General features: G+C 67.5%; 24 protein-coding genes and 1 tRNA gene. 20 read left to right on the forward strand and 5 right to left on the reverse strand.

Annotated elements, in window-relative coordinates; genetic code table 11:
* Nucleotides 1-43 precede the first annotated feature (43 nt).
* Nucleotides 44-835 carry a twin-arginine translocase subunit TatC gene (gene tatC / locus M0L44_RS03110; RefSeq protein WP_252768157.1) on the forward strand — a complete coding sequence of 264 codons (792 nt, stop codon included), beginning with the start codon at nt 44-46 and terminating at the stop codon, nt 833-835.
* Nucleotides 836-851: 16 nt separating this feature from the next.
* On the opposite strand, the gene M0L44_RS03115 is transcribed toward tatC, so the two are convergent.
* On the reverse strand, nt 852-2,036 hold the full coding sequence (locus tag M0L44_RS03115) for a Do family serine endopeptidase (RefSeq protein WP_252768158.1): 1,185 nt from the start codon (nt 2,034-2,036) through the stop codon (nt 852-854).
* A 21-nt stretch (nt 2,037-2,057) separates the two neighbouring features.
* Here M0L44_RS03115 and M0L44_RS03120 point away from each other — a divergent pair, with 21 nt between their 5' ends.
* Nucleotides 2,058-2,807 (forward strand): Nif3-like dinuclear metal center hexameric protein, encoded by a 750-nt coding sequence (locus tag M0L44_RS03120; protein ID WP_252768159.1) that lies wholly within the window; start codon nt 2,058-2,060, stop codon nt 2,805-2,807.
* Nucleotides 2,804-3,829, forward strand: a complete 1,026-nt coding sequence (gene pdxA / locus M0L44_RS03125) for a 4-hydroxythreonine-4-phosphate dehydrogenase PdxA (protein WP_252768160.1) — start codon at nt 2,804-2,806, stop codon at nt 3,827-3,829. The genes M0L44_RS03120 and pdxA overlap by 4 nt, the downstream gene beginning before the upstream one ends.
* On the opposite strand, the gene mscL is transcribed toward pdxA, so the two are convergent.
* Entirely contained in the window at nt 3,830-4,252 is a 423-nt protein-coding gene (mscL, locus tag M0L44_RS03130; RefSeq protein ID WP_252768161.1) for a large conductance mechanosensitive channel protein MscL, read from the reverse strand.
* Nucleotides 4,253-4,455: 203 nt separating this feature from the next.
* Here mscL and petA point away from each other — a divergent pair, with 203 nt between their 5' ends.
* The 6 genes from petA (at nt 4,456) to M0L44_RS03160 (ending at nt 8,688) form a co-directional block, all read left to right on the forward strand.
* Nucleotides 4,456-5,052: a ubiquinol-cytochrome c reductase iron-sulfur subunit gene (petA, locus tag M0L44_RS03135; protein ID WP_252768162.1), complete on the forward strand. Its 597-nt coding sequence runs from the start codon at nt 4,456-4,458 to the stop codon at nt 5,050-5,052.
* A 39-nt stretch (nt 5,053-5,091) separates the two neighbouring features.
* Nucleotides 5,092-6,513, forward strand: a complete 1,422-nt coding sequence (locus tag M0L44_RS03140) for a cytochrome b (protein ID WP_252768163.1) — start codon at nt 5,092-5,094, stop codon at nt 6,511-6,513.
* Nucleotides 6,514-6,536: 23 nt separating this feature from the next.
* Complete coding sequence (locus M0L44_RS03145; RefSeq protein ID WP_252768565.1) at nt 6,537-7,286, forward strand: cytochrome c1; 750 nt, start codon at nt 6,537-6,539, stop codon at nt 7,284-7,286.
* A gap of 114 nt (nt 7,287-7,400) precedes the next feature.
* On the forward strand, nt 7,401-8,012 hold the full coding sequence (locus tag M0L44_RS03150) for a glutathione S-transferase N-terminal domain-containing protein (RefSeq protein WP_022981032.1): 612 nt from the start codon (nt 7,401-7,403) through the stop codon (nt 8,010-8,012).
* A gap of 18 nt (nt 8,013-8,030) precedes the next feature.
* On the forward strand, nt 8,031-8,555 hold the full coding sequence (locus M0L44_RS03155; RefSeq protein WP_252768164.1) for a ClpXP protease specificity-enhancing factor: 525 nt from the start codon (nt 8,031-8,033) through the stop codon (nt 8,553-8,555).
* 57 nt (nt 8,556-8,612) lie between these two features.
* Nucleotides 8,613-8,688, forward strand: a tRNA-Thr gene (locus tag M0L44_RS03160).
* A 38-nt stretch (nt 8,689-8,726) separates the two neighbouring features.
* On the opposite strand, the gene M0L44_RS03165 is transcribed toward M0L44_RS03160, so the two are convergent.
* Nucleotides 8,727-9,047 (reverse strand): hypothetical protein, encoded by a 321-nt coding sequence (locus M0L44_RS03165; protein ID WP_252768165.1) that lies wholly within the window; start codon nt 9,045-9,047, stop codon nt 8,727-8,729.
* A 115-nt stretch (nt 9,048-9,162) separates the two neighbouring features.
* Here M0L44_RS03165 and secA point away from each other — a divergent pair, with 115 nt between their 5' ends.
* From secA to M0L44_RS03185, 4 genes are all read left to right on the forward strand, one after another.
* Nucleotides 9,163-11,913: a preprotein translocase subunit SecA gene (secA, locus tag M0L44_RS03170; protein WP_290429030.1), complete on the forward strand. Its 2,751-nt coding sequence runs from the start codon at nt 9,163-9,165 to the stop codon at nt 11,911-11,913.
* Between the two features lie 87 nt (nt 11,914-12,000).
* On the forward strand, nt 12,001-13,026 hold the full coding sequence (locus M0L44_RS03175) for a recombination-associated protein RdgC (RefSeq protein WP_252768166.1): 1,026 nt from the start codon (nt 12,001-12,003) through the stop codon (nt 13,024-13,026).
* A 36-nt stretch (nt 13,027-13,062) separates the two neighbouring features.
* On the forward strand, nt 13,063-16,566 hold the full coding sequence (locus tag M0L44_RS03180) for a hybrid sensor histidine kinase/response regulator (RefSeq protein WP_252768167.1): 3,504 nt from the start codon (nt 13,063-13,065) through the stop codon (nt 16,564-16,566).
* Entirely contained in the window at nt 16,544-17,506 is a 963-nt protein-coding gene (locus M0L44_RS03185; RefSeq protein WP_252768168.1) for a response regulator, read from the forward strand. The genes M0L44_RS03180 and M0L44_RS03185 overlap by 23 nt, the downstream gene beginning before the upstream one ends.
* A gap of 21 nt (nt 17,507-17,527) precedes the next feature.
* Here M0L44_RS03185 and M0L44_RS03190 read toward each other — a convergent pair whose 3' ends face one another.
* Complete coding sequence (locus tag M0L44_RS03190; RefSeq protein ID WP_252768169.1) at nt 17,528-18,115, reverse strand: hypothetical protein; 588 nt, start codon at nt 18,113-18,115, stop codon at nt 17,528-17,530.
* A gap of 201 nt (nt 18,116-18,316) precedes the next feature.
* Here M0L44_RS03190 and urtA point away from each other — a divergent pair, with 201 nt between their 5' ends.
* The 5 genes from urtA (at nt 18,317) to urtE (ending at nt 24,011) form a co-directional block, all read left to right on the forward strand.
* Nucleotides 18,317-19,582, forward strand: coding sequence for an urea ABC transporter substrate-binding protein (gene urtA / locus M0L44_RS03195; protein WP_252768170.1), 1,266 nt, complete (start codon nt 18,317-18,319; stop codon nt 19,580-19,582).
* A gap of 112 nt (nt 19,583-19,694) precedes the next feature.
* Entirely contained in the window at nt 19,695-21,281 is a 1,587-nt protein-coding gene (gene urtB / locus M0L44_RS03200) for an urea ABC transporter permease subunit UrtB (RefSeq protein WP_252768171.1), read from the forward strand.
* A gap of 7 nt (nt 21,282-21,288) precedes the next feature.
* Nucleotides 21,289-22,419 (forward strand): urea ABC transporter permease subunit UrtC, encoded by a 1,131-nt coding sequence (gene urtC, locus M0L44_RS03205; protein WP_252768172.1) that lies wholly within the window; start codon nt 21,289-21,291, stop codon nt 22,417-22,419.
* The gene (gene urtD, locus M0L44_RS03210; protein WP_252768173.1) at nt 22,416-23,294 is read left to right on the forward strand and encodes an urea ABC transporter ATP-binding protein UrtD; all 879 of its coding nucleotides are present in this window, start codon (nt 22,416-22,418) and stop codon (nt 23,292-23,294) included. Before urtC ends, urtD begins: the two co-directional genes overlap by 4 nt.
* Before the next feature lie 24 nt (nt 23,295-23,318).
* Nucleotides 23,319-24,011 carry an urea ABC transporter ATP-binding subunit UrtE gene (gene urtE, locus M0L44_RS03215; protein WP_252768174.1) on the forward strand — a complete coding sequence of 231 codons (693 nt, stop codon included), beginning with the start codon at nt 23,319-23,321 and terminating at the stop codon, nt 24,009-24,011.
* 7 nt (nt 24,012-24,018) lie between these two features.
* On the opposite strand, the gene M0L44_RS03220 is transcribed toward urtE, so the two are convergent.
* A complete protein-coding gene (locus tag M0L44_RS03220; protein WP_252768175.1) occupies nt 24,019-24,447 on the reverse strand; it encodes a hypothetical protein in 429 nt (142 codons plus the stop codon).
* A 472-nt stretch (nt 24,448-24,919) separates the two neighbouring features.
* Between M0L44_RS03220 and M0L44_RS03225 the strand changes: the two genes are divergently transcribed.
* Both M0L44_RS03225 and M0L44_RS03230 read left to right on the forward strand, forming a co-directional pair.
* A complete protein-coding gene (locus tag M0L44_RS03225; protein WP_252768176.1) occupies nt 24,920-25,798 on the forward strand; it encodes a M15 family metallopeptidase in 879 nt (292 codons plus the stop codon).
* A gap of 52 nt (nt 25,799-25,850) precedes the next feature.
* Nucleotides 25,851-26,117 carry a PAAR domain-containing protein gene (locus tag M0L44_RS03230; RefSeq protein WP_252768177.1) on the forward strand — a complete coding sequence of 89 codons (267 nt, stop codon included), beginning with the start codon at nt 25,851-25,853 and terminating at the stop codon, nt 26,115-26,117.
* Nucleotides 26,118-26,125 lie beyond the last annotated feature (8 nt).

Raw genomic sequence — 26,125 nt, forward strand, 5'->3', positions numbered from 1 at the left:
TTGACACGGCCCCAGGCCCGCACCGCGGCTGGGTGGTAGTGACATGAGCCAAGAACCTCGCGACGAACTGGAGGGCACCGAAGCCCCCTTCGTCACCCACCTGATCGAGCTGCGGGACCGCCTGGTGCGGGCCCTGCTGGCGGTTGGGGTGGCCTTCGGCGTCCTGGCCATCTGGCCGGGGCCAGCCGGTTTGTACGACCTGCTGGCGGCACCGCTGGTGAGCACGTTGCCGCATGGCGCGACGATGATTGCCACCAACGTGATCTCGCCCTTCCTGGTGCCGCTCAAGATCACCATGATGGCGGCCTTCCTGCTGGCGCTGCCGGTGGTGCTCTACCAGGTCTGGGCCTTTGTGGCGCCGGGCCTGTACAGCCACGAGAAGAAGCTGGTGCTGCCGTTGGTGGTCTCCAGCACCGTGCTCTTCTTCACCGGTGTGGCGTTCTGCTACTTCTTCGTGTTCGGCAAGGTGTTCAAGTTCATCCAGAGCTTCGCACCCCACAGCATCACCGCGGCGCCGGACATCGAGGCCTACCTCAGCTTCGTGCTGACCATGTTCATCGCCTTCGGCGCGGCCTTCGAGGTGCCGGTCGCCGTGGTCGTGCTGGCCCGCATGGGCATCGTGTCGGTGGCCAAGCTGCGTGAGTTCCGCGGCTACTTCATCGTGCTGGCCTTCATCATCGCGGCCATCCTGACGCCGCCGGACATCGTCTCGCAGCTGTCGCTGGCCATTCCGATGTGCGTGCTCTATGAGCTGGGCATCCTGGCGGCGGGCGTGTTCATCAAGCACACGCAGTTCCCGGACAGCGATCCGGCCGATTCCGACAAGACCGCCTGACGCCGCCAGGCGCTGCTCACTGCGTTTGTTGGCGCGGTCGTTGTGCGATGTGGACCTTCAGGTCCACCGCCTGCTGTCCGCGCAGCACACCCACCACGGCATCGGTCTGCGGCTTCAGCGCGGCCACCACATTGAGCAGCTGCGCCGTGTTGCGGATCGGTTGGCCAGCAATGCGCACCACCACGTCTCCCGGCTTCATGCCGGCTTTGCTGGCCGGGCCGTCCTGCAGCACGCCGGTGATCAACACGCCCTCGGCCACCGGGATTTTGAAGTTCTGTGCGAACTCCGGGTCCAGATCGCGCGGCTGCACGCCGATCCAGCCGCGCGTCACCTGACCCTCCCGCACCAGGCCGTTCATCACCTGCTGCGCCAGATCGATGGGAATGGCAAAACCGATGCCCATGCTGCCGCCGGAGCGCGAGTAGATGGCTGTGTTGATGCCGATGAGATTGCCGTTCACGTCGATCAGTGCGCCGCCGGAATTGCCAGGGTTGATCGCCGCATCCGTCTGGATGAAGTTCTCGAAGGTGGACAGGCCGAGGCCGCTGCGGCCCAGGGCGCTCACAATGCCCGAGGTGACGGTCTGGCCGACGTTGAAGGGGTTGCCGATGGCCAGCACCGCGTCGCCCACCACCACCTGGTCGATCCGTCCCAGGCTGACCACGGGCAGGCGGTCCAGATCCACCTTCAACACCGCGATGTCGCTCTCCGGGTCGGTGCCCACCAAGCGGGCCTTGGCGGTGCGGCCATCGGAGAGCTGCACCTGGATCTCGTCGGCGCCATCGACCACGTGGTTGTTGGTGAGCAGATAGCCCTCGGACGACACGATCACGCCCGAGCCCAGGCCGATCTGGGGCTGTGGATCCTCGGCGTCCTGCTGGCCGCCCCGCTGTCCGAAGAAGTAGCGGAACCAGGGGTCTTCCGCATGGGGATTGGCGGAGTTCGTCTTGCTGGTCTTGCTGGCCGTCACACTGACCACCGCCGGCGACGCCTTGCGCGCGGCCACGCTCAGCGGCTGCGTGGGCAGCGGGTCGTCGGACACCTGGACGGGCACGCCGGATGCCGGCGTGGTGGGGACGGCCTGGGGCCAGGCCATGCGCGGGGCCTGCTGCAGCCAGCCGGGCTTGAAGGTCCCCAGGACGAAGACCACCGCCACCGCGACGGTGACCGATTGGGCGAAAATGAGCCAGATTCTGCGCATGACACGTCGAGGAAGAAGCCCATGGCTGCAAGAACGGAGATCGAGGGTTGCCTCAACCAGTGGCTGCAGCCTGAGCGGTTCAAGGATTATGGGCCGAACGGTCTGCAGGTCGAGGGGCGTGCCGAGATCCGGCGGCTCGTCTCCGGGGTGACCGCGAGCCTGGCGCTGATCGACGCCGCGATCGCAGCCCAGGCCGATGCCATCCTGGTGCACCACGGCCTGTTCTGGCGCGGGCAGGATGGTCGCCTCACCGGTTGGCTGAAGACCCGGGTGGAACGGCTGCTGGGCCATGGCATCAATCTGTTGGCCTACCACCTGCCGCTGGATGCCCACCCCGAACTGGGCAACAACGCCCAGTGGGCCGCCCGACTGGGTTGGCGGGCCGATGGCCGCTTCGGCGAGCAGGACCTGGGCTTTGTCGGCACCCAGGACGGCGCCACCACCGTGGAACAGCTGGCCGCCGATCTGCAATCTCGTCTGGACCGGGTGCCGACGGTGCTGCCTGGCGATGGCCGGCCACTGCGGCGCCTGGCCTGGTGCAGCGGTGGGGCCCAGGGCTACTTCGAGGCCGCCATCGCGGCCGGCGCGGACGTCTTCCTGACCGGGGAAATCTCCGAGCCGCAGGCTCATCTGTCGCGCGAGACGGGCGTGGCCTTCCTGGCTTGCGGCCACCATGCGACGGAGCGCTATGGCGCGCCGGCCGTGGGCACGCGCCTGGCGGCCCAGTTCGGGCTCGAGCACCACTTCATCGATTTGCCCAATCCCGCATGAACGCCCCCAAGCCTCGCCTGCTGGTCACGATGGGGGATCCCGTGGGGATCGGTCCCGAGATCATCGCCAAGGCGTTCGCCGCGGGCGAACTTGCTGATGCCCTGGTGGTAGGCGATGTGGGGGCGCTGCGCCGTGGGGCTCGCGCGGCCGGCCTGTCCCTGCCGGTGGCCTGGCTGGAGGTCGCGGGCGACTGGGCATGTTGTCCACCGGGGTGTTTGCCAGTCTGGCAGCCACCGGGCCTGCCGCCGGGTGTGGATCAACTGCCCTGGGGCCGGGTTGACGCCCGCGCCGGGGCAGCCGCAGCGGCCTGCATCACCGGGGCTGTGGGGCTGCTGCAGGCGGGAGAGGCGGGCGGCCTTGTCACCGCCCCCCTGCACAAGGAGGCCCTGGGGGCGGCCGGCGTTGCCTTTCCTGGCCACACCGAGATGCTGCAGTCTCTCTGTGCGGTCGGTGGTGTGTTGCCGCCGGTGCGGATGATGCTCGCCAACGGGGAGCTGCGGGTGGTGCTGGTGACCATCCACATGGCACTGCGCCAGGCCATCGAGGCTCTGGACACCCCGGGCATCCTCGAAACCCTGCGCATCACCCAGGCGGCCGGCCGGCGCTTCGGCATGGCGGCCCCACGCATCGCCGTGGCCGGCCTGAACCCGCATGCCGGCGAGGGAGGGCTGTTTGGCGACGAGGAAGTCCGGCTGATCGCGCCGGCGATTGAGGCCGCCCGGGCCGAAGGCATCGACGCCCGCGGGCCTTACGCGCCCGACACGGTCTTCATGCGGGCGCGCCATGCCCCAGGACACCCCGGTGAATTCGACTTTGTGGTGGCCATGACACACGACCACGGTCTCATTCCGGTCAAGTACCTGGGGGTGGAGGAGGGGGTCAATGTGACCTTGGGGCTGCCCCTGGTGCGGACCAGCCCCGACCACGGCACGGCCTTCGACGTGGCGGGGCAGGGCGTGGCCAGTGCGGCCAGCCTGGTGGCGGCGGCCCGGATGGCCCGCCGCCTGCTGGGCATGCGCTGATCAGCGCTTGAGTGCGTCGCGGATCTCGCGCAACAGCAGCACATCCTCCGGCGTCACAGGCGCGGGGGCCGGTGCCGGTGCGGGTTCATTCGCCTTCCGCAGCCGGTTGATCTGGCGGACCATCACGAAGATGATGAAAGCCAGGATGATGAAGTTGAGCAGCACGGTCAGGAAGTTGCCGTACGCGAAGACGGCCCCAGCCTTCTTGGCCTCCGCCAGCGTGGCGGCGGGTGCCCCCGAGAGCTGCAGGAAATAGTTCGAGAAATCCAGTCCGCCGATGGCCAGGCCGACCAGGGGCATGATCAGGTCGCTGACCACCGAGTCGACGATCTTGCCGAAGGCGCCACCGATGATCACACCGACCGCCAGATCGACCACATTGCCCTTGACGGCAAACTCCTTGAACTCGCTCATGATCGTCATGGGTGCTCCTTGATGTTGGGTATAAGTGCTTGGGTGAAGTATTGCCCGGATGCCCACAGTGTCAATCCATAGCCGCAAACAAGTTGCGTCGGATTGCGCTAGATCGAATCGGAAGTGTTGTTCCACTCACTAAAATGTGAGATTGCCCGTGAGCAGACACCCAGAGGTCTGCCTGTCTTTCCAAAGCTCCTAGAAGGACCCCCATGAGTGATAACGCGGTGGACCAAGGCAAGCGCACCTGGCTGATTGCCACGAGTTGTGCCGGTGCCGTCGGTGGCGTGGCGACTGCCGTGCCCTTCGTCAGCACATTCGCGCCTTCGGAGCGCGCCAAGGCGGCCGGTGCCGCGGTCGAGGTCGACATCAGTGCGCTTCAACCGGGCGAGAAGATGACCGTCGAATGGCGCGGCAAGCCGGTCTGGATCGTCCGTCGCACCAAGGAGCAGGTCGACGCGCTGAGTAAGAACGACGGCGAGCTGGCGGACCCCAAGTCCGAGCGCAAGGCCTATCCGATCCCCGACTATGCCAAGAACGAGTGGCGCTCGATCAAGCCGGAATACCTGGTGGTGATCGGCGTGTGCACGCACCTGGGCTGCTCGCCTTCCGACAAGTTCGCGGCCGGGGCGCAACCCTCGCTGCCCGACAACTGGCCGGGTGGCTTCCTGTGCCCCTGCCATGGCTCGACCTTCGACATGGCGGCCCGCGTCTTCAAGAACAAGCCTGCTCCAGACAACCTGGAAGTGCCTCCCCACATGTACCTGGCCGACACCAAGCTGTTGATCGGCGAGGACAAGAAGGCCTGATCGGCGCCCCCAACGACAAGACGAAAGGCAACCATCAACATGGCTGAATTCAAAGTCGCGCCAGCGGACGCGCCGCTGGGCGTGAAGCTGATGACCTGGGTGGACAACCGCTTCCCGGCCACCAAGCTGTACAAGGAGCACCTGTCCGAGTACTACGCGCCCAAGAACTTCAACTTCTGGTATTTCTTCGGCTCGCTGGCCCTGCTGGTGCTGGTGATCCAGATCGTCACCGGCATCTTCCTGGTGATGCACTACAAGCCGGATGCTTCGCTGAACTCGGCGGGCGTGCCGGTGGCCTTCGCCTCCGTCGAGTACATCATGCGCGATGTGCCCTGGGGCTGGCTCATCCGCTACATGCACTCCACCGGCGCCTCCTCGTTCTTCGTGGTGGTGTACCTGCACATGTTCCGGGGCATGCTGTACGGCTCCTACCGCAAGCCGCGTGAGCTGGTGTGGATCTTCGGTTGCGCCATCTTCCTGGCGCTGATGGCCGAGGCCTTCATGGGCTACCTGCTGCCCTGGGGTCAGATGTCCTTCTGGGGCGCCCAGGTGATCGTGAACCTGTTCTCGGCCATCCCCTTCGTCGGTCCGGACCTGTCCTTGCTGATCCGTGGCGACTACGTGGTGGGCGATGCGACGCTGAACCGCTTCTTCAGCTTCCACGTCATCGCGGTGCCGCTGGTGCTGCTGGGCCTGGTGGTGGCGCACATCATCGCGCTGCACGAAGTGGGCTCCAACAACCCCGACGGCGTTGAGATCAAGGCCAAGAAGGACGAGCAAGGTCGCCCGCTGGACGGCATCCCCTTCCACCCGTACTACACGGTGCATGACATCCTGGGTGTCTCGGGCTTCCTGATGGTCTTCTGCGCCATCATCTTCTTCGGCCCCGAACTGGGCGGCTACTTCCTGGAGTACAACAACTTCATCCCGGCCGACCCGTTGAAGACCCCGCTGCATATCGCGCCGGTCTGGTACTTCACGCCCTTCTATTCGATGCTGCGCGCCACGACCGACGTGATGGTCAATGTGTTGAGCGGTGTGGTGGGCCTGGCGGCGGTCGCCGCCCTGCTGAAGGGGCGCTTCTCCAGCGTGGCGAAGGTGGGTGTGGTCGTGGCCGCACTGGTCGCGATCTTCCTGCTCAAGACCTTCGACGCCAAGTTCTGGGGCGTGGTGGTGATGGGCGGTGCCGTGATCATCCTGTTCTTCCTGCCCTGGCTGGATCACAGCCCGGTCAAGTCGATCCGCTACCGTCCGAGCTGGCACAAGGCGCTGTACGGCGTGTTCGTGGTCTTCTTCGTCGTGCTGGCCTACCTGGGCATCCAGCCGCCGTCCGACACCGGCACCCTGATCGCTCAGGTCGGTACCCTGTTCTATTTCGGCTTCTTCCTGCTGATGCCGTGGTGGAGCCAGCTGGGCACCTTCAAGCCGGTGCCCGAGCGTGTGACCTTCCACCCGCACTGAATCTCGGCAGGAGCAACAACATGATGAAGAAACTCATTGCGAGCTGCTTTGCGGCCCTGTGCCTGGTCGGTGGTGCGTCGGCCAACACCGGGGGCACGCCCTGGGACAAGTTCCCGACCGAGAAGGTGACGGATGTGGCGGCGCTTCAGCATGGCGCCAAGCTGTTCGTCAACTACTGCCTGAACTGCCACGGCGCATCCTTCATGCGCTACAACCGCCTGCACGACATCGGGCTGACGGATGCGCAGATCAAGGACAACATGCTGTTCACCGGCGGGAAGGTCGGCGACCTGATGAAGGTCGCCATCGACCCGAAGGATGCCAAGGCCTGGTTCGGTGCCAATCCGCCGGACCTGAGCGTGATCGCCCGCTCGCGGGCCGGCGCGCAGGGCAGTGGCGCGGACTATCTCTACACCTATCTGCGCGGCTTCTACCGTGACGACACCCGTCCGACCGGCTGGAACAACACCGTGTTCCCGGCCGTGGGCATGCCCCATGCGTTGTGGGAGTTGCAGGGCCAGCAGACGGTTGAGGTGGAAGCCGGTGCCAACGGCGAGCACCATATCAAGCTGGTGCCGCCGGCCACGCCTGGGACGATGACGACCCAGGAGTACAACGAGTCCGTGGCCGATCTCGTGGCCTATCTGCAGTGGATGGGTGAGCCGGCACAGATCCAGCGCAAGCAGCTGGGCGTCTGGGTTTTGCTGTTCCTGGGCGTGCTCATGTTCCTGGCCTGGCGCCTGAACGCGGCCTACTGGAAGGACGTCAAGTAAAATCCAGTCCAGCCGCGAGGCTTGGACTCGCACGCAGCGTGTCGTGAGGCACGCTGCGTTTTTCCGTTTTCGGCGTCTGTCGATTCTGTTTTGCTGTTGAGGGAGCCCACCGCCATGATGGTGCTGTATTCCGGAACTACCTGCCCCTACTCGCACCGTTGCCGCTTCGTGCTGTTCGAGAAGGGCATGGATTTTGAGATTCGCGATGTCGACCTGTTCGCCAAGCCCGAGGACATCGCGCTGATGAACCCCTACAACGAGGTGCCCATCCTCGTGGAGCGCGACCTGATCCTGTACGAGTCGCACATCATCAACGAGTACATCGACGAGCGCTTCCCGCACCCGCAGCTGATGCCGGGTGACCCGGTGGCCCGCGCCCGTGTGCGCCTGTTCCTGTTCAACTTCGAGAAGGAGCTGTTCGCCAACGTGAACATCCTCGAAGGTCGGGGCATCAAGGGCACGGACAAGCAGCTGGAGAAGGCACGCGCCCAGATCCGCGACCGTCTGACGCAGCTGGCGCCCATCTTCCTGAAGAACAAGTACATGCTGGGCGACGACTTCTCGATGCTCGACGTGGCCATCGCGCCGCTGCTGTGGCGTCTGGATTACTACGGCATCGACCTGTCCAAGAACGCGGCACCGCTGCTGAAGTACGCCGAGCGCATCTTCTCGCGCCCGGCCTACATCGAGGCGCTGACCCCGTCCGAGAAGGTCATGCGCAAGTAAGAAGACAGGCCTGTCCCGATGAGCAACGTGCCTCCCTCGCCACCTGCCGACACCCAGGGCAGTTCCACCCGGCCCTACCTGATCCGTGCGCTGCATGACTGGTGCACGGACAACGGGTTCACGCCCTATCTGGCGGTCTTTGTCGACCACTCGGTCCAGGTGCCGTTCGAGTATGTGAAGAACAACGAGATCGTGCTCAACGTCGGCTTCGAGGCCACCAGTGGGCTGAAGCTGGGCAACGACTTCGTCGAGTTCAAGGCCCGCTTTGGTGGCGTGGCGCGCGAGATCCAGGTGCCGGTGGATCATGTGGTGGCCATCTATGCCCGGGAGAACGGGCAGGGCATGGCCTTCCCCATGCCCACGGCGGCTGCCGAAGCTGCGGGCGAGGAAGAAGCGCCCGCGCCGGCCGCCGAGCGCAGCACCGGCCTTCGCCTGGCCTCGGTCGAGACCGAAACGGACCGGGCAGGCGAGGACGTTCCCGAAGGGGACGAGCCGCCGCCTTCGGCGCCCACGCCGCGCCCCGCGCTCAAGCGCATCAAGTGACCCCGCTGCGATGCTGGCAGGCTTGCGCTTGCCACTAGAATCGCAGCCTCTTCATCCGCCGGCTTAGCTCAGTTGGTAGAGCAACGGTCTTGTAAACCGTAGGTCGTCCGTTCGATTCGGACAGCCGGCACCATCGCTTGAGCCGGGCATCGGCAGGCGCCGCGCGCGGCCTCAGCGCTCTGGTGCCTGGACCTTGACCCGCAGCGCCACCCGCGCCCAGCCCTCGTCCAGCAGAACCTGTTCGATCAGGGGCAGGCACTGGCGCAACTTGGCCGCCACGGCGCTGTTCGGGACCAGCAGGTTCCAGCCCTCCTCGTCCAGAACGCCGCCACGCACATGGGCTCGCATCGCGGGCGGCAGGACCTGGCGCACGCAACGCAGTCGGGCTTCCGATTCGCGCAGGCGCTCCAGCAGCCGCCCCAACATGGCGTTGGCTCCCAGGGCCTCGGAAACGGGCCGGGTGTGGGCTTGCTGCTTGGGTGGGGGCGCCATGGCTGCCAGTGTAGCGGTCCGCCTTTGGTGGGGATCGCCCCCCGAACCTGGCATCCGGAAGCTGACACCCCCCGGTGCTAAACTCAAACGCTTTGTTCAGCCCCGTTGACGCCGCATGTTGCCCAAGCTTCTCACCCAGATTTTCGGCAGTCGCAATGACCGTCTGCTCAAGCAGTACCGGCGTGTCGTCGAGCGGATCAACGCGCTGGAACCCACCTTCTCCGCGCTGGACGAGACGGCCCTGAAGGGCAAGACGGTCGAGTTCCGTGAGCGCCTGGCCAAGGGCGAGACGCTGGACGATCTGCTGCCCGAGGCCTTTGCCACGGTGCGCGAGGCCGGCAAGCGCGTCTTCAAGATGCGCCACTTCGACGTGCAGCTGATCGGCGGCATGACCCTGCATGCCGGCAAGGTGGCCGAGATGCGCACGGGTGAAGGCAAGACCCTGATGGCCACGTTGCCCGTGTACCTCAATGCCCTGTCGGGCCAGGGTGTGCACGTGGTGACGGTCAACGACTACCTGGCCAGCCGCGATGCCGAGTGGATGGGGCGCCTCTACAACTACCTGGGCCTGAGCACCGGCATCAACGTGCCGGGCATGGACCGCGAGGCCAAGCAGGCCGCTTACGGCGCCGACATCACCTACGGCACCAACAACGAGTTCGGCTTCGACTACCTGCGCGACAACATGGTCTACGACCCGGCCGACCGGGTGCAGCGCGGCCTGAACTTCGCCATCGTCGACGAGGTGGACTCCATCCTGATTGACGAGGCCCGCACGCCGCTGATCATCTCCGGCCAGGCCGATGACCAGACCGAGCTCTATGTGCGCATCAACGCGATCGCGCCCAAGCTCAAGCAGCAGATCGGCGAGGCCGACCCGCGCACCGGCGAAGGTGTGATCGAGCCGGGCGATTACACGCTCGACGAGAAGGGGCGGCAGGTCTACCTGACCGAGGACGGCCACGAGAACGCCGAGCGCCTGCTGGCCGAGGCCGGCCTGCTGGTGGAGGGCGCCAGCCTCTACGACCCGGCCAACATCACGCTGATGCACCATGTGTACGCGGCGCTGCGGGCCCACTATCTCTACCACCGCGACCAGCACTACGTGGTGCAGAACGGCGAGGTGGTGATCGTCGACGAATTCACCGGCCGCCTGATGAGTGGGCGCCGCTGGTCCGACGGCCTGCACCAGGCTGTTGAGGCCAAGGAAGGTGTGCAGATCCAGAGCGAGAACCAGACCCTCGCCTCGATCACCTTCCAGAACTACTTCCGCATGTACGCCAAGCTGGGCGGCATGACCGGCACGGCCGACACCGAGGCCTACGAATTCCAGGAGATCTACGGCCTCGAGACGGTCGTCATCCCGCCCAACAAGCCGGTGATCCGCCAGGACGAGAACGACCTCGTCTACAAGACGGCCAAAGAGAAGTACGACGCCGTGATCGCCGACATCCGCGACTGCCACGAAAAGGGGCAGCCGGTGCTGGTGGGCACGACCTCGATCGAGAACTCCGAACTGCTGGCCCAGCTGCTCACCCAGGCCAAGCTCCCGCACCAGGTGCTCAACGCCAAGCAGCACGCCAAGGAGGCGGAGATCGTCGCCCAGGCGGGCCGGCCCGGCGTGATCACCATTGCCACCAACATGGCCGGCCGCGGTACCGACATCGTGCTGGGGGGCAACGTCGAGAAGCAGGTCCAGTTCCTGGAGGCCGACGAGGCGGTTCCCGAGGACGAGAAGGCCCGCCGCATCCAGCAGCTCAAGGACGAATGGGCCGGGCTGAATGCCCAGGTCAAGGCCGCGGGTGGTCTGCGCATCATCGCCACCGAGCGCCACGAGTCCCGCCGCATCGACAACCAGCTGCGTGGTCGTGCCGGCCGCCAGGGTGACCCGGGCGCCTCGCGTTTCTACCTGTCGCTGGACGATCCGCTGATGCGCATCTTCGCGGGTGACCGCGTGCGCGCCATCATGGACCGCCTGAAGATGCCCGAGGGTGAGGCCATCGAGGCCGGCATCGTCAACCGCTCCATCGAATCCGCCCAGCGCAAGGTCGAGGCCCGCAACTTCGACATCCGCAAGCAGCTGCTGGAGTACGACGACGTCAGCAACGACCAGCGCAAGGTCATCTACCAGCAGCGCAACGAGATCCTGGTTGCCGACAGCCTGAGCGAGCAGATCACCAACCTGCGCCAGGCCACCATGACCGAGGTGGTGCGCACCTATGTGCCGGCCGACAGCCTGGAAGAGCAGTGGGATCTGCCGGCGCTGGAGAAGACGCTGCGCGACGAGTGGCAGCTGGAAGTGCCGCTGGTGGCCATGGTCGAGGCCAGCGACAGCGTCACCGACGAGGACGTGCTGGCCAAGGTGCTGGCCGCGGCCGACGCCGCCTTCCAGGCCAAGCTGGACCTGGTGGGCGAGGCCCAGTTCAAGCCCTTCATGCGCATGGTGCTGCTGCAGTCCATCGACACCCACTGGCGCGAGCACCTGGCCGCGCTGGACTACCTGCGCCAGGGCATCCACCTGCGCGGCTACGCCCAGAAGAACCCCAAGCAGGAATACAAGCGCGAGGCCTTTGAACTCTTCGCCCAGCTGCTGGATCTGGTCAAGATGGAGGTCACCCGTGTGCTGATGACGGTGCGCGTGCAGACCCAGGAGCAGGTCAGTCAGGCGGCCGAGGCCCTGGAAGACCAGGCCGAGCGCATCAGCAACGTCAGCTACACCCATCCGACCGAGGATGGCGGTGTCAGCTCCGAGCAGGCGCCGCAGGCCGCTGTCGCTGGCGACGAGATGCCGCGCGTGGGTCGCAACGATCCCTGCCCCTGCGGCAGCGGCAAGAAGTACAAGTCCTGCCACGGCCGTCTGGCCTGAGGCCAAAGGGGCCGAGCGCCCCAACCTTTCTTCACGGCCCCGCCGCGCCCCTGGTCCGGCGGGGTTCTTCATTCAGGGACGCACACCGTGTTCAAGAATCTCATCGTCTACCGCATCGGCCCCGAGTGGGTGCCGGACCTGGCCGTGGCCGAACAGGCCCTGGCCAAGGAGCCTTTCGTGCCTTGCGCGCCTTCGCAGCCGCTGTCGCTGGGCTGGGTGCCGCCGCGCGGCGTCGAGCATGCGCCCTTTGTCGAGTCGATCGGCGGTCAGTGGCTGGTCAAGCTCAAGCTCGAGCAAAAGATGCTGCCCGCCTCGGTGGTCAAGCGCCGCACCGATGAGATCGCGACCCAGATCGAGCAGACCACCGGCCGCAAGCCGGGCAAGAAGCAGAGCAAGGAGCTGAAGGAGCAGGCCACGCACGAGCTGCTGCCCATGGCCTTCACCAAGCAGGCCCATGTGCTGGCCTGGATCGATCCCGAGCGCCGTCTGCTGATGGTGGATGCCGGCAGCACCAAGCGCGCCGAGGCGGTGGTCACCCCGCTGATCAAGGCCTGGGAACACTTCGCGCTGCGTCCGCTGCAGACCCGCCTGTCGCCCGCCGTGGCCATGGCCGCCTGGCTGACCCAGGGCGAGGCGCCGGCGGGCTTCAGCATCGACCGCGAGTGCGAGCTCAAGTCCCAGGACGAGATGAAGTCGGTGGTGCGCTATGCCCGGCATGCGCTGGACATCGACGAGGTGCGCGAGCACATCGCCCAGGGCAAGGCGCCCACGCGCCTGGCCATGACCTGGGCCGGCCGCGTCGGCTTCACGCTGACCGAGCAGGGGGTGATCCGCAAGCTGGCCTTCGAGGACGTGGTGTTCGAGGGCCGCCAGGGCTCGGCCGACCGGCCGGAGGAGGCCTTCGACACCGATGCGGCCATCGCCACCGGCGAGCTGTGCCAGCTGATCCCGGATCTGGTCGAGGCCCTGGACGGTGAGTTGCAGCCGGGTGAACTGCCCAGCGATCTGGTCGGCAGTGCCCCGGCGCCGACCCCGCCGGTTGCAGCCCCGGCGCCCGTGTCCGCCGCCCACGTCCCCGCCGCCGCCACCGACGAACTGCCGCCCTGGGCGTGAATCCGGCATGGGGCCGTGGGATGATCCGGCCCTGAGATGAACCCGTCGCCATCCGCCACCGAGCCAGCCACGCCGTCCACCTCGCTGCCTGCCTCCCAGCAGGTGGTGAAGATCCGGCGTGACTACAACCTCTGGGTGGTCAGCGAGACCATGGAGGACTACGCGCTGCGCTTCACGCCGCGCGCCTTCCGCAAATGGTCCGACTGGCGGGTGGCCAACACGGCCTTCGGCGCCGCCTCCTTCCTGGTGCTGGAGGCGGTGGGCGCCACGCTGCTGGTGCGCTACGGCTTCGTCAACGCCTTCTGGGCCATCCTGGCCACCGGGCTGATCATCTTCCTGGCCGGCTGGCCGATCAGCGTCTACGCCGCCCGCCACGGTGTGGACATGGACCTGCTGACCCGTGGCGCCGGCTTCGGCTACCTGGGCTCCACGATCACCTCGCTGATCTACGCCAGCTTCACCTTCATCTTCTTCGCCCTCGAAGCGGCGGTGATGGCCTATGCGCTGGACCTGGCCTTCGACATCCCGCCGGCCTGGGGTTACCTGGTCTGCGCGCTGGCGGTCATCCCCCTGGTCACCTACGGCGTCACCCACATCAGCCGGCTGCAGGTGTGGACCCAGCCGCTGTGGCTGGCCATGCTGGTGCTGCCCTATGTCTACGTCTTTCGCGAGAACCCGGGCCTCATCGAAGGCCTGATGCGCTACCCCGGCGAGAGTGGCCAGTTCGGCGCCTTCCACCTCCAGGCCTTCGGCGCCGCGATGACGGTGGGCGTGGCCCTCATCACCCAGATGGGCGAGCAGGTGGACTACCTGCGCTTCATGCCCGAATGCCGGCCCGGTCACCGCCTGCGCTGGTGGACGGCGGTGCTGGTGGGTGGGCCGGGCTGGGTGCTGCCGGGGGTGCTGAAGATGCTGGGCGGCGCGCTGCTGGCCTACCTCGCCATCGGCCACATGGTGCCGGTGGAGCGGGCGGTGGACCCGAGCCAGATGTACCTGGCGGCCTACGAGTTCGTCTTTCCGCACTACGGTGCGGCGGTGGCGGCCACGGCGCTGTTCGTCATCGTCTCCCAGCTCAAGATCAACGTCACCAACGCCTACGCCGGCTCGCTGGCCTGGTCCAACTTCTTCTCCCGCGTCACGCACAGCCACCCGGGTCGGGTGGTGTGGATGGTGTTCAACATCCTGATTGCCCTGATGCTGATGGAGCTGGACGTGTTCCAGGCCCTGGGCGGGGTGCTGGGCCTGTTCTCCAACATCGCCATCAGCTGGATCATGGCCGTGGTGGCCGACCTGGTCATCAACAAGCCGCTGGGTTGGAGTCCCAAGGGCATCGAGTTCCGCCGGGCCTATCTGCATGACGTCAATCCGGTGGGCGTGGGCGCGATGGCCCTGGCTTCGGCCTTGTCGATCGCGGCCCACCTGGGCGCCTTCGGGCCGACTGCCCAGGCCTTCTCGGCCCTGATCGCGCTGGTCACGGCGATGCTCACCTCGCCACTGATCGCCTGGGCCACCCAGGGGCGCTATTACCTGGCCCGCCAGCCCGAGCCGGTGCCGGCGGCGGGTCTGGGGCTGGCCGATGGCGAGGGCAGTTACCGCCGCCTGCAGCGCTGTGTGGTCTGCGAGCGCGACTACGAGACCGAGGACATGGCGCGCTGCCCGGCCTACGGGGGCTTCATCTGCTCGCTGTGTTGCACGCTGGAGGCCCGCTGCGCCGACCGCTGCAAGCCCCAGCCCCGGCTGGTGGACCAGGTCTGGGCGGCCTGGCGGCGGCTGCTGCAGCGCGCATTGCCCCGGCGCCTGGCGCCCCAGGTGGACACGGGCCTGGGCCAGTACCTGCTGCTGATGGGCGTCATCGTGCCGGCCCTGGGGGCCCTGTTCGGCCTGCTGTACCACCAGGAGATGAAGGTGCTGGCCGAGCGCGGCGCGCAGTTCGTGCCGCTGCTGGCGCCCTCGTTGCGTGCGGGGTTCATCAAGGCCTATGCGGCCCTGCTGCTGGTGGCCGGCGTGGTGGCCTGGTGGCTGGTGCTGGCCCACAAGAGCCGCCAGGTGGCGCAGGAAGAAACCTCCCGCCAGACCGAGGCGCTGATGCGGGAGATCGACTCGCACCGCCAGACCGACCTGGCCCTGCAGGCCGCCAAGCGCGCCGCTGATACCGCCAACCAGGCCAAGACGCGCTACATCACAGCCATCAGCCACGAGCTGCGCACGCCGCTCAACAGCATCCTGGGCTATGCCCAGCTGCTGGAGGAGGATGCGGCCATGCCGGCCCACCGCCGCCATGCCGTGTCGGTCATCCGGCGCGGGGGCGACCACCTGCTGGGCCTGATCGAGGGCACGCTGGACCTGGCCCGCATCGAGGGTGGCAAGCTCACGCTGGACCGCAAGCCCATGCGCTTTCGGGACTGCATGGGCGAGATCGCCGGCCTGTTCGAGCTGCAGGCGGCAGCCAAGGGCATCCGCTTCCGGGCCGAACTGGCGGCCGACCTGCCGGAGGTGGTGCGCGCCGACGAGCGGCGGCTGCGCCAGATCCTGATCAACCTGCTGGGCAACGCGGTGAAGTTCACCGCCCAGGGCGAGGTGGTGTTCCGCGTCCACTACGCGCGGGAGATGGCCCGCATCGAGATCAGCGACACCGGGCCGGGCATGACGCCCGAGGAGCTCGAACGCGTGTTCGAGCCCTTTGCCCGCGGCTCCTCGGCCGGCACAGCAGCCACCGGCGGCACCGGGTTGGGGCTGACCATCGGCAAGATGCTGACCGACCTGATGGGTGGCGAGATGACGGTGCGCAGCACGCCGGGGCAGGGCAGCACCTTCGGCCTGCGCCTGTTCCTGCCGGCGCTGCCGGCCGACACGCCCAGCGCCGCGCCGCCGCAGCGCCTGGCCCGCGGTGGCTATGCCGGGCCGCGTCGCATCATCCTGGTGGTGGACAACGAGGAGGCCGACCGCATGCTGCTGGCCGATCTGCTGCAGCCACTGGGCTTCCAGATCGAGCAGGCGGCCTCCGGCGAGGAGTGCCTGCTGCGGCTGCAGACGCTGCAGCCCGACGTGATCTTCCTGGACCTGGCCATGCCCGGCATCGACGGCTGGGAGACGCTGCGCCGCATCCGCGCCCAGGGCCTGAGCCAGGCGGCGGTGGCCATCATCTCGGCCAACGCCTTCGACAAGGGGCTGGACAACGACCTGGGCCTGCCGGCCAACGATTTCCTGGTCAAGCCGGTGCGGCTGGGCGAGTTGCTGGACTGGCTGGGCCAGCACCTGGGCCTGACCTGGCTGCCCGGCGAGGCGGCGGTGGCCGAGGCCCGGGAGGCTGCGCAGGCGGACCAGCACCTGCCCCCGCCTGCCGCACTGGCGGCCCTGCGCGAGGTGGTGGCGCTGGGCTATCCCCGTGGCGTGCAACGCCAGCTCGAGGTCATCGCCCAGGGCCACCCGGAGGCGGCGGTCTTCACCGAGCGGGCGCGCACCATGGCCCGCAACTTCCAGCTCGACACCCTCCACGACTGGTTGAAACGACTGCTCGATGAACCCCGATCTGATCGCTGATGCCCGCGACGGCGGCCTGGTGCTGATCGTCGACGACGTGCCCGACAACCTGGCGGTGCTGCACGACGCGCTGGACGAATCCGGCTACACGGTGCTGGTGGCCACGCATGGCGAGGCCGCGCTGCAGCGCGCGGCCCAGGCCCAGCCCGATGTCATCCTGCTGGATGCGGTGATGCCAGGGCTCGATGGCTTCGAGGTGGCCCGCCGGCTCAAGGCCGATCCGGTCACGGCCGGCATCCCGATCATCTTCATGACCGGCCTGACCGAGACCGACGCCGTGGTGGAGGCCTTCGCCGCGGGCGGGGCTGACTACGTGACCAAGCCCCTGCGCCCGCGCGAGGTGTTGGCCCGACTGGCCACCCATCTGCGCACCGCGCGCGACCAGCGCCAGGCCCGCAACGCGCTGGACGCCTTCGGCCATGCCACGCTGGTGGTGCGCGAGCGCGACGGCCGCCGCCTCTGGCAGACGGCGCTGGCGCGGCGGCTGATGGCCGAGGTCTTCCCGGAGATTCCCGAGCTGCTGCTGCCGGCCGAGGTCTCGGCCTGGCTGGCCCGCGAGGGTGAGCGTAGGCGCGCCGGGGGCGAGGCGACGGCGCTGCAGATCACCCGTGGCGACCGGCGCCTGGGTTTCGATCTGCACCCGATGCCGGGGGACCAAGGCAGCGAACGCGAATGGCTGTTGGTGCTGCGCGAGACCTCGGAAGCCGCGCTGACCCAGGCCCTGATGCAGGCCCTGCCGCTGACCGCCCGGGAGGCCGAGGTGCTGCACTGGGTCATCCAGGGCAAGACCAACCGCGACATCGGCGAGATCCTGGGCACCAGCCCCCGCACGGTGCACAAGCACCTGGAGCACGTCTTCGAGAAGCTGGGGGTGGAGACGCGCACGGCCGCCGCGGCCCTGGCCCTGGGCAAGCTGCGCCGGGGCGGCGAAGGCACCTGAAGACGGCGGCGCCCGTCCTGCTCAGGCGAAGCGGCGTGCCTCGGTGGGCAGAGGCGTCACCATGCGCCGCTGCCGGGCTTCCAGCACCCGCTGCACCAGCTTGCAGACCAGGCGGGCCTGGTTCTCGTCGATCTCGGCACCCTCGACCACCGACTTGCGAAAGCGCAGCCGGCAGACCTGGCCGCTAGTCGTGACGAAGCCCAGCACCAGGGTGCGGGCCATCAGCCCGTAGCCGGCGGCAAACAGCAGGCCCAGAAGGGCCACACCCACGCCCAGCAACTGGTTGGACGGCTCCACCATCAGCGGGGCGGCCACCAGGCCGAACAGCAGGGCGATGGCCACGACCATGCCCCAGGGCCGCTCGTGCCCATAGTGGCTGGAGGCGATGCTCTCCAGCGGCACGAGCATGCCCCATTGCCCCCACATCGACGATTGCGTGAGTTCCAGGCGCTCGATGCCGATGGCCAGCCGCACGGTCGGGGCCAGCCGGTGCCGAAACAGCCAACGCGACAGCAGACCGCTGCGCCGGCCCACGATGTGCACGTAATGGCCTTCGTCATCGACGGGGCGCTGGCCGCACCGCCAAGACTTGATGACATACACCCCCACGACGACCCCTTGTTGTGCCTTGTGTTGTGTTCTGGCAGCCCAGTGGCGTTGATTGTGGCAGAGGCGGGCGCCGGCGCCCGGCTACGCAGGATGGCGTATTGGTGCGCATGGACAGCGCTCCTAACCTTGCGTCAGCCCGTCAGGCACGGGACAACGCCTCGGCAAGAGGCTCGACAACCCCTCGGTTTGGAGCACCCACCCATGAAGATTTCCCGCCGTTCCGTCACCGCCCTGGCCGCTGCGGCCTGCGCGCTCGGCTTCTCCTCGCTGGCCCAGGCGGCCGACACCATCAAGGTCGGCGTTCTGCACTCGCTGTCGGGCACGATGGCAATCTCCGAGACCGTGCTGAAGGACGTGGCCCTGATGACGATCGACGAGATCAATGCCAAGGGCGGCGTGCTGGGCAAGAAGCTCGAGCCGGTGGTCGTGGACCCGGCTTCGAACTGGCCGCTGTTCGCCGAGAAGGCCAAGCAGCTGATCGACCAGGACAAGGTCGCCGTCACCTTCGGCTGCTGGACCTCGGTGTCGCGCAAGTCGGTGCTGCCGGTCTTCGAAGAGAAGAACTCGCTGCTGTTCTACCCAGTGCAGTACGAGGGTGAAGAGCTGAGCAAGAACGTGTTCTACACCGGTGCCGCGCCCAACCAGCAGGCCATTCCCGCGGTGGAATACCTGATGAGCAAGGACGGCGGCTCGGCCAAGCGCTTCGTGCTGCTGGGCACCGACTACGTCTACCCCCGCACCACCAACAAGATCCTGCGCGCCTTCCTGCACAGCAAGGGTGTGGCCGACGCCGACATCATGGAGGAGTACACCCCCTTCGGCCACGCCGACTACCAGTCCATCATCGCCAAGATCAAGAAGTTCGCTGGCGAAGGCAAGAAGACCGCGGTGGTCTCGACCATCAACGGCGACTCCAACGTGCCCTTCTACAAAGAACTGGGCAACCAGGGCCTGAAGGCGACCGACGTGCCGGTGGTGGCCTTCTCGGTGGGTGAGGAAGAGCTGCGCGGTGTGGACACCAAGCCGCTGGTGGGCCACCTGGCCGCCTGGAACTACTTCATGTCCATCAAGAACCCGACCAACGCCGCCTTCATCAAGCAGTGGTCCGAGTACGCCAAGGCCAAGAAGATCCCGGGCCAGATGGACAAGCCGCTGACCAATGACCCGATGGAGGCCACCTACATCGGCATCCATATGTGGGCCCAGGCCGTCGAGAAGGCCAAGTCCACCGACACCGACAAGGTGATCGCGGCGATGGCCGGCCAGACCTTCAAGGGCCCGGATGGCTTCACCATCGAGATGGACAAGAAGAACCACCACCTGCACAAGCCGGTGTTCATCGGCGAAGTGAAGGCCGATGGCCAGTTCAACGTGGTGTGGAAGACCCCGGGCCCGATCAAGGCCCAGCCCTGGAGCCCCTACATCCCCGAGAACAAGGGCAAGAAGGACGAGCCCGAGAAGAAGTAAGCAGCGCCGGGCCCGTGCCGCCTTGGCATGACGGGCCCCCTGCTGACACGGGCCGGCCGGTGACGGACCGGCCCGTTCTCTTCTTGTCCCCAGCCCCCGAGGAAAGTCTTCCATGCGCTTGTGCAGAACGCTGCTGCTGGCGGGCCTGACCGCCCTGGCCGCCGCGGCCCACGCCCTCACGCCCGAACAGGCGCGGGCCATCGCCAGCGGCGAGACCGACGACCGCATCACGGCCCTGGACCAGGCCGTGGCCCGCGGCGACACCGGCTTGCCGGCCCTGGTCAATGCCCTGCTGGACGATGCCGTCAAGCTCACCCCCAAGCAGGTCCTGATCGTCCAGGGCGAATCGGTGGTGGACGCCGCCACCGGCGCGCCCGCGACCCTGCCGGAAGACGCCGAGGACGTGGTCAACAACAACCGCATGCGCAGTGCGCTGCAGGCGGCCCAGGCGGCAGCCCAGCTGCTCTCGCCCGATCTGGCGGTGCGCCGGGAGGCTGTCGCGGCCCTGGGCAAGCAGACGCTGGAGATGACCCAGCTGCCCCTGATCGACAAGGCGCTGTCGGCCGAGAAGGACCTCGAGCTGCAGGAGGTGCTGGGCCGCATGAAGGCCTCCATCCTGGTGGCTGCACCGGACAAGGCCCAGCGGCTGGAGGCCGTGCGCTTGCTGGGCGCCAGTGGTCGCACCCAGGTCAAGAGCTTGCTGCAGGAGCGCCTGGCGCCCGGCGCCGAGACCGACCCCGAGGTGCGTGGCGCGCTGCTCGCCTCGCTGGACAAGGTGTCGGCCCGGCTGGCCTGGGGCGAGCGCCTGGGCGTGCTGTTCACCGGCCTGAGCCTGGGCAGCATCCTGCTGCTGGTGGCCCTGGGCCTGGCCATCACCTACGGCCTGATGGGCGTGATCAACATGGCCCACGGCGAGCTGATGATGATCGGCGCCTACGCCACTTACGTGGTGCAGAACCTCTTCAAGACCTACGCGCCCGGCGCGGTGGACTATTACCTGTGGCTGGCGGTGCCGGCCGCCTTCCTGGCCGCGGCCGTGGTGGGCGCGGTGCTGGAGCGCCTGGTCATCCGCTGGCTCTATGGCCGGCCGCTGGAGACGTTGCTGGCCACCTGGGGCATCTCGCTGGTGCTGATGCAGGGCGTGCGCAGCCTCTTCGGGGCGCAGAACGTGCCGGTGGAGAACCCGGCCTGGCTGTCCGGCGGCATCGACGTCATGAGCAACCTGACGCTGCCCTACAACCGCATCGCCATCATCGCCTTCGCCTTCCTGGTGCTGGGTGGCGTGGCGCTGCTGATCGCCAAGACCCGGCTGGGCCTGTTCGTGCGGGGCGTGACGCAGAACCGCCGCATGGCGGCCTGCATGGGCGTCAACACCGCCCGCATCGACACCTACGCTTTCAGCCTGGGCGCGGGCATTGCCGGCTTGGCCGGCTGCGCGCTCAGCCAGGTCGGCAACGTCGGCCCCGATCTGGGCCAGGGCTACATCGTGGACTCGTTCATGGTGGTGGTGCTGGGCGGGGTGGGTCAGCTGGCCGGCACCGTCTACGCCGCCCTGGGCCTGGGCGTGCTGAACAAGTTCCTGGAGGGCTGGGCGGGTGCCGTGCTCGCCAAGATCATGGTGCTGGTCGTCATCGTCGTCTTCATCCAGAAGCGGCCGCAAGGGCTGTTCGCGATGAAGGGCCGCAGCGCAGAGGCTTGAGAACCGCATGAGCTCCCCCCAACTTACCTCTCTTCCCACGCCGCGCCGCGGCCTGCTGCTGGGCACGGCCGGCTGGACGGCGGTGGCCGCCGCCACCGCGCTGGTGGCCGTGCTGGTGCCCGTGCTGAACCTGCTGGTGCCCGAGGGCAGCCCGCTGCACCTCAGCGACTACGCCGTGGCTCTGGTCGGCAAGATCATGTGCTATGCCATCTGCGCGCTGGCCATGGACCTGATCTGGGGCTACACCGGCATCCTCTCGCTGGGTCACGGCGTGTTCTTCGCGCTGGGCGGCTACGCCATGGGCATGTACCTGATGCGCCAGATCGGCCGCGACGGCAACTACCAGAGTGATCTGCCGGACTTCATGGTCTTCCTCGACTGGAAGACGCTGCCCTGGCACTGGGCGGTGTCCGACAGCTTCGTGGCCCAGCTGTTGCTGGTGCTGCTGGTGCCTGGCCTGCTGGCCTTCGTGTTCGGCTTCTTCGCCTTCCGCTCGCGCATCAAGGGCGTGTACTTCAGCATCATCACGCAGGCCATGACCTTCGCGGCGATGCTGCTGTTCTTCCGCAACGAGACGGGCTTCGGCGGCAACAACGGCTTCACCGATTTCAAGCGCATCCTGGGCATCCCCGTCGCCCAGCCCTCCACCCGCATGGTGCTGTTCGTGCTGACCGGCCTGACGCTGATCGGCTTCTACCTGATGGCCCGCTGGATCGTGAACAGCAAGTTCGGCCGCGTGCTGCAGGCCATTCGCGATGCCGAGAACCGCGTCATGTTCACCGGCTACAACCCGCTGGCCTACAAGCTGGCCATCTGGACCCTGTCGGCCGTGATGTGCGGCGTGGCCGGAGCGCTTTACGTGCCGCAGGTGGGCATCATCAACCCCAGCGAGATGAGCCCCGCGGCCTCGATCGAGATCGCCATCTGGGCGGCCGTGGGCGGACGGGCCAGCCTGATCGGCCCCATCGTCGGCGCCTTCTTCGTCAACGGCGCCAAGAGCTGGTTCACCCAGGTCTTCCCCGAGTTCTGGCTCTACTTCCTGGGGGCCTTGTTCATCGCCGTCACGCTGTTCCTGCCCAACGGCATCGTGGGCCTGGCCGCCAAACTGAACGGCCGCAAGAAGGAGGAACGCGCATGACCCCCGACCTGATGGAGGCCGGCGCCAAGCGCGTGGCCGAACACGAAGCCCTGCTGCAGTCCGCCTCCTCGGGCGACCGCGAGGCCAGCTTCGGCCGCGTGCTGAACGGGGCCGAGCCGGATTTCGCCCACGGCGTGGCGCTGTACCTGGACGGCATCACCGTGAGCTTCGATGGCTTCCGGGCGCTCAACAACCTCAGCCTGGCCGTCAACGTGGGCGAGCTGCGCTGCATCATCGGCCCCAATGGCGCGGGCAAGACGACGATGATGGACGTCATCACCGGCAAGACCCGGCCCGACCTGGGCACGGCGTCCTTCGGCTCCAACATCGACCTGCTGCGCCTGCGCGAGAACGAGATCGCCCAAATCGGCATCGGCCGCAAGTTCCAGAAGCCCACGGTGTTCGAGGAACTCCCGGTCTTCGAGAACCTGGAGCTGGCGCTCAAGGCCGACCGCCGGGCTCGGGCCGGCCTGTTCGCCCGCCTGAGTGGCGCCCAGCTGGACCGCATCGCCGAGACCCTGCAGCTCATTCACCTGCTGCCCCAGGCCCAGCGCACCGCCGGCCTGCTGAGCCATGGTCAGAAGCAGTGGCTGGAGATCGGCATGCTGCTGATGCAGGACCCCAAGCTGCTGCTGCTGGACGAGCCGGTGGCCGGCATGACCGACGAGGAGACCGAGCGCACTGCCGAGCTCTTCCTCAGCCTGGAAGGCAAGCATTCGCTGGTGGTGGTCGAGCACGACATGAAGTTCGTCGACGAGCTGACCGAGGGCCGCAAGACGGTCACCGTGCTGCACGAAGGCAGCGTGCTGGCCGAGGGCCTGCTGTCCGAGGTGCAGGCCAATGAGAAGGTCGTCGAGGTCTACCTGGGCCGCTGAGCAGCGCACACAAGGAATCACACGATGCTGAAGGTCGAGGGACTGAACCAGTACTACGGTGGCAGCCACATCCTGCGCGGCCTGGACTTCGAGGCCAGGCAGGGCGAGGTGACCGTGGTGCTGGGCCGCAACGGCGTGGGCAAGACCACGCTGCTCAAGAGCCTGATGGGGGTGGTGCCGATCAAGACCGGCACCATCGGGCTGGATGGCCAGGACATCACCCACGACACGCCCTATGAGCGGGTCCGCAAGGGCGTGGGCTATGTGCCCCAGGGGCGCGAGATCTTCGGCCGGCTCACGGTGGAGGAGAACCTGCGCATGGGCCTGGCCTACAAGCCGGGCGGCACGCCCATCCCGGCCGAGCTCTTCGAGCTGTTTCCCATCCTGAAGCAGTTTCTGCACCGCCGCGGGGGCGACCTCTCCGGCGGCCAGCAGCAGCAGCTGGCCATCGCCCGCGCCTTGGCGGCCGGGCCCAAGCTGCTGATCCTGGACGAGCCCACCGAGGGCATCCAGCCCAGCATCATCAAGGACATCGGCCGGGTCATCCGCATGCTGGCCGATCGTGGCGACATGGCCATCGTGCTGGTGGAGCAGTACTACGACTTTGCCGCGGAGCTGGCCGACCAGTACCTGGTGATGGAACGCGGCGAGATCGTCCAGCGCGGCCGTGGCGCCGACATGGAAGCCGAGGGTGCCCGCCAGCGGATGTCGATCTGAAGGGCGCTCAGGGCCGGCGGCTGGCCGCCTGCGAGGCCGGCTTGGCCGCCGCCGCTGCGGCCTGTCGGTCCATGCTGGCCATGATGGCGGCCACCACATCGGCGTCGGGATCGGGTTCGGCACGCTGACGGGCTGCCTTGGTGCGCGCCTTGGCGCCATGGCCGCTGTCCGCAGTCTCGCCGCCCTTTGTCCCGCCAGCCGGCTTGACCGTCGGCTTCTTCGGCGGCGTCTTGTGCATGGCCTTGTGCTCGGTCGGGGTGTCGCCCGGGTTGGCCGCAGGCCGCTCGGCCAGCGACTCGGCTGCCAGCGCGTTGACCGCTCCGGGGGCGGGGGGCGTGTTGCTCTCGCCGGACCGGGCGCTGGCATCGGACGGCGCCGCCATGGCGACGATCTGGGCCGGCGTGGCGACGACCTGCGGCGCCGACGCTGCCGCCAAGGGCTGTTCGCCGGACGATGCTGGCGCTGAGGCTGGGGCCGGCGGGGTAGGCACCGCGCGTGCCACCTGCGAGAGCGCCGAGGGCCCGCTCGGCTGCCCTGGGGAAACCATCCAGGCGGCCAAACCACCCAGAAAGACAACGCCGGTCAGGCCCCACAGCACTTTCGTGCGCGAGCTTCCATGCGCCGGCGGTGGTCCGGCGGGCGAATCGATTGCATCCAGCAGCCGCACCCCCGGTGCTCCAGGGGCAGTCGAGGTGGGGGAAAGCAAGCTGGGGCGAGCGCCCGACGGGCTCACCCCTTGATCTTGTGGTGTCGAATCCATGTCAGGGGAGGTTCCCGGGTCCCGGCGTTTCGGGCTGGCTCATTCTATGGACCACACCACCTTTTGGGTGATCCACTTTGTACGCAAGTGAAAGCAGAATGGCCCGCATCCGTCGCCCCGTCGGGCGTCCGGGTTCCTCACCCATTGCATGCTGTCTGTTCTTGCACTGTTGTTCCTGCTCGCCACCGGGGGGGCGGCCCTGGCCTTCTTCCCGGATCTGCGTCACCACCTGTCCCAGCGCCTTTGCGCCTGGGCACAGCAGGCGCGGCGCCAGGGTCGGTCCTCGGGAGAGGCTCTGCGTGCGCGCACCGGCGTCGCCGGGGAGGCCGTGAGCGAAGAAATCGGGCGCTGGAGTGGGATAGCCTGGCGTCGACGGCAGCTTCTGATGCTGTCCATGCTGGCCCTTCTGGTGTTGCCCGGTCTCGCCGTGTGGTGGCGCCTGTCGCATCGCGTCGACAGCTACGACCACACCGTCGCACAGGATGTGGATGAGCATGTAGCAATGTTGTTACAGGGGGAACAGCTTGTGCCGCCGCCGCCGCTGCCTCCCGTGCTGTTTTCGACGCCGGAGGTCAACGAGTGGCATCCGCTGGCTCAACAGGCGAGCCGGCAATGGGAGCTGCTGGATGGAGCGTTCCGACAGAGGCTGCTCCAGGTGTTTCGCGTCATGGAGGAGCGTTACGGATACCGCATGGTGCTGGTGGAGGGCTATCGCAGTCCGGAGCGCCAGGCCCAGCTGGCAGCCCTTGGCCCGACCGTTACCTTGGCGGTTGCGGGTGCCAGCTACCATCAATACGGGCTCGCTGCCGACTGCGCATTCATGCGTGACGGCAAGGTGGCCATCTCCGAGCGCGATCCTTGGGTCGCCCGCGGTTACGAGCTTTACGGCGAGGTCGCGGCTTCCTTGGGCATGACCTGGGGCGGCAGCTGGCGAAGGCTGCGCGACCTGGGGCACGTCGAGCTGAGACGTCCCGGCGTGCTGCGCGCCACAGGCCAAGGCGCTGGCAACGCCGTCGAGCCGTCTTGAGTTTGCTGCCGAATCGATATGAGCATCGCCAAAGGTGCCATCAGGAGGATCGATGTCCAGACCATTCATCGTCGTGGGTGACACAACCAGCCACGGCGGAACGGTGCTCGAAGGGGCGCCGTCCACGACCACCGGGGGCAAGCCCATCGCGCGCGTGGGGGACAAGGTGAGCTGTCCCAAGCGGGGGCATGGCGGCACCACGGTGATTGCCACCGGGGACCCCAGTTGCCTGATCGATGGCAAGCCCGCCGCACGCCACGGAGACACCACGGCCTGCGGCGCCACGCTGATCTCCACTCAAGCGGTCAGTACGGACTGAGGTCGGAC

The sequence above is a fragment of the Ideonella oryzae genome, from assembly GCF_024055665.1.
Lineage (GTDB): Bacteria > Pseudomonadota > Gammaproteobacteria > Burkholderiales > Burkholderiaceae_C > Ideonella > Ideonella oryzae.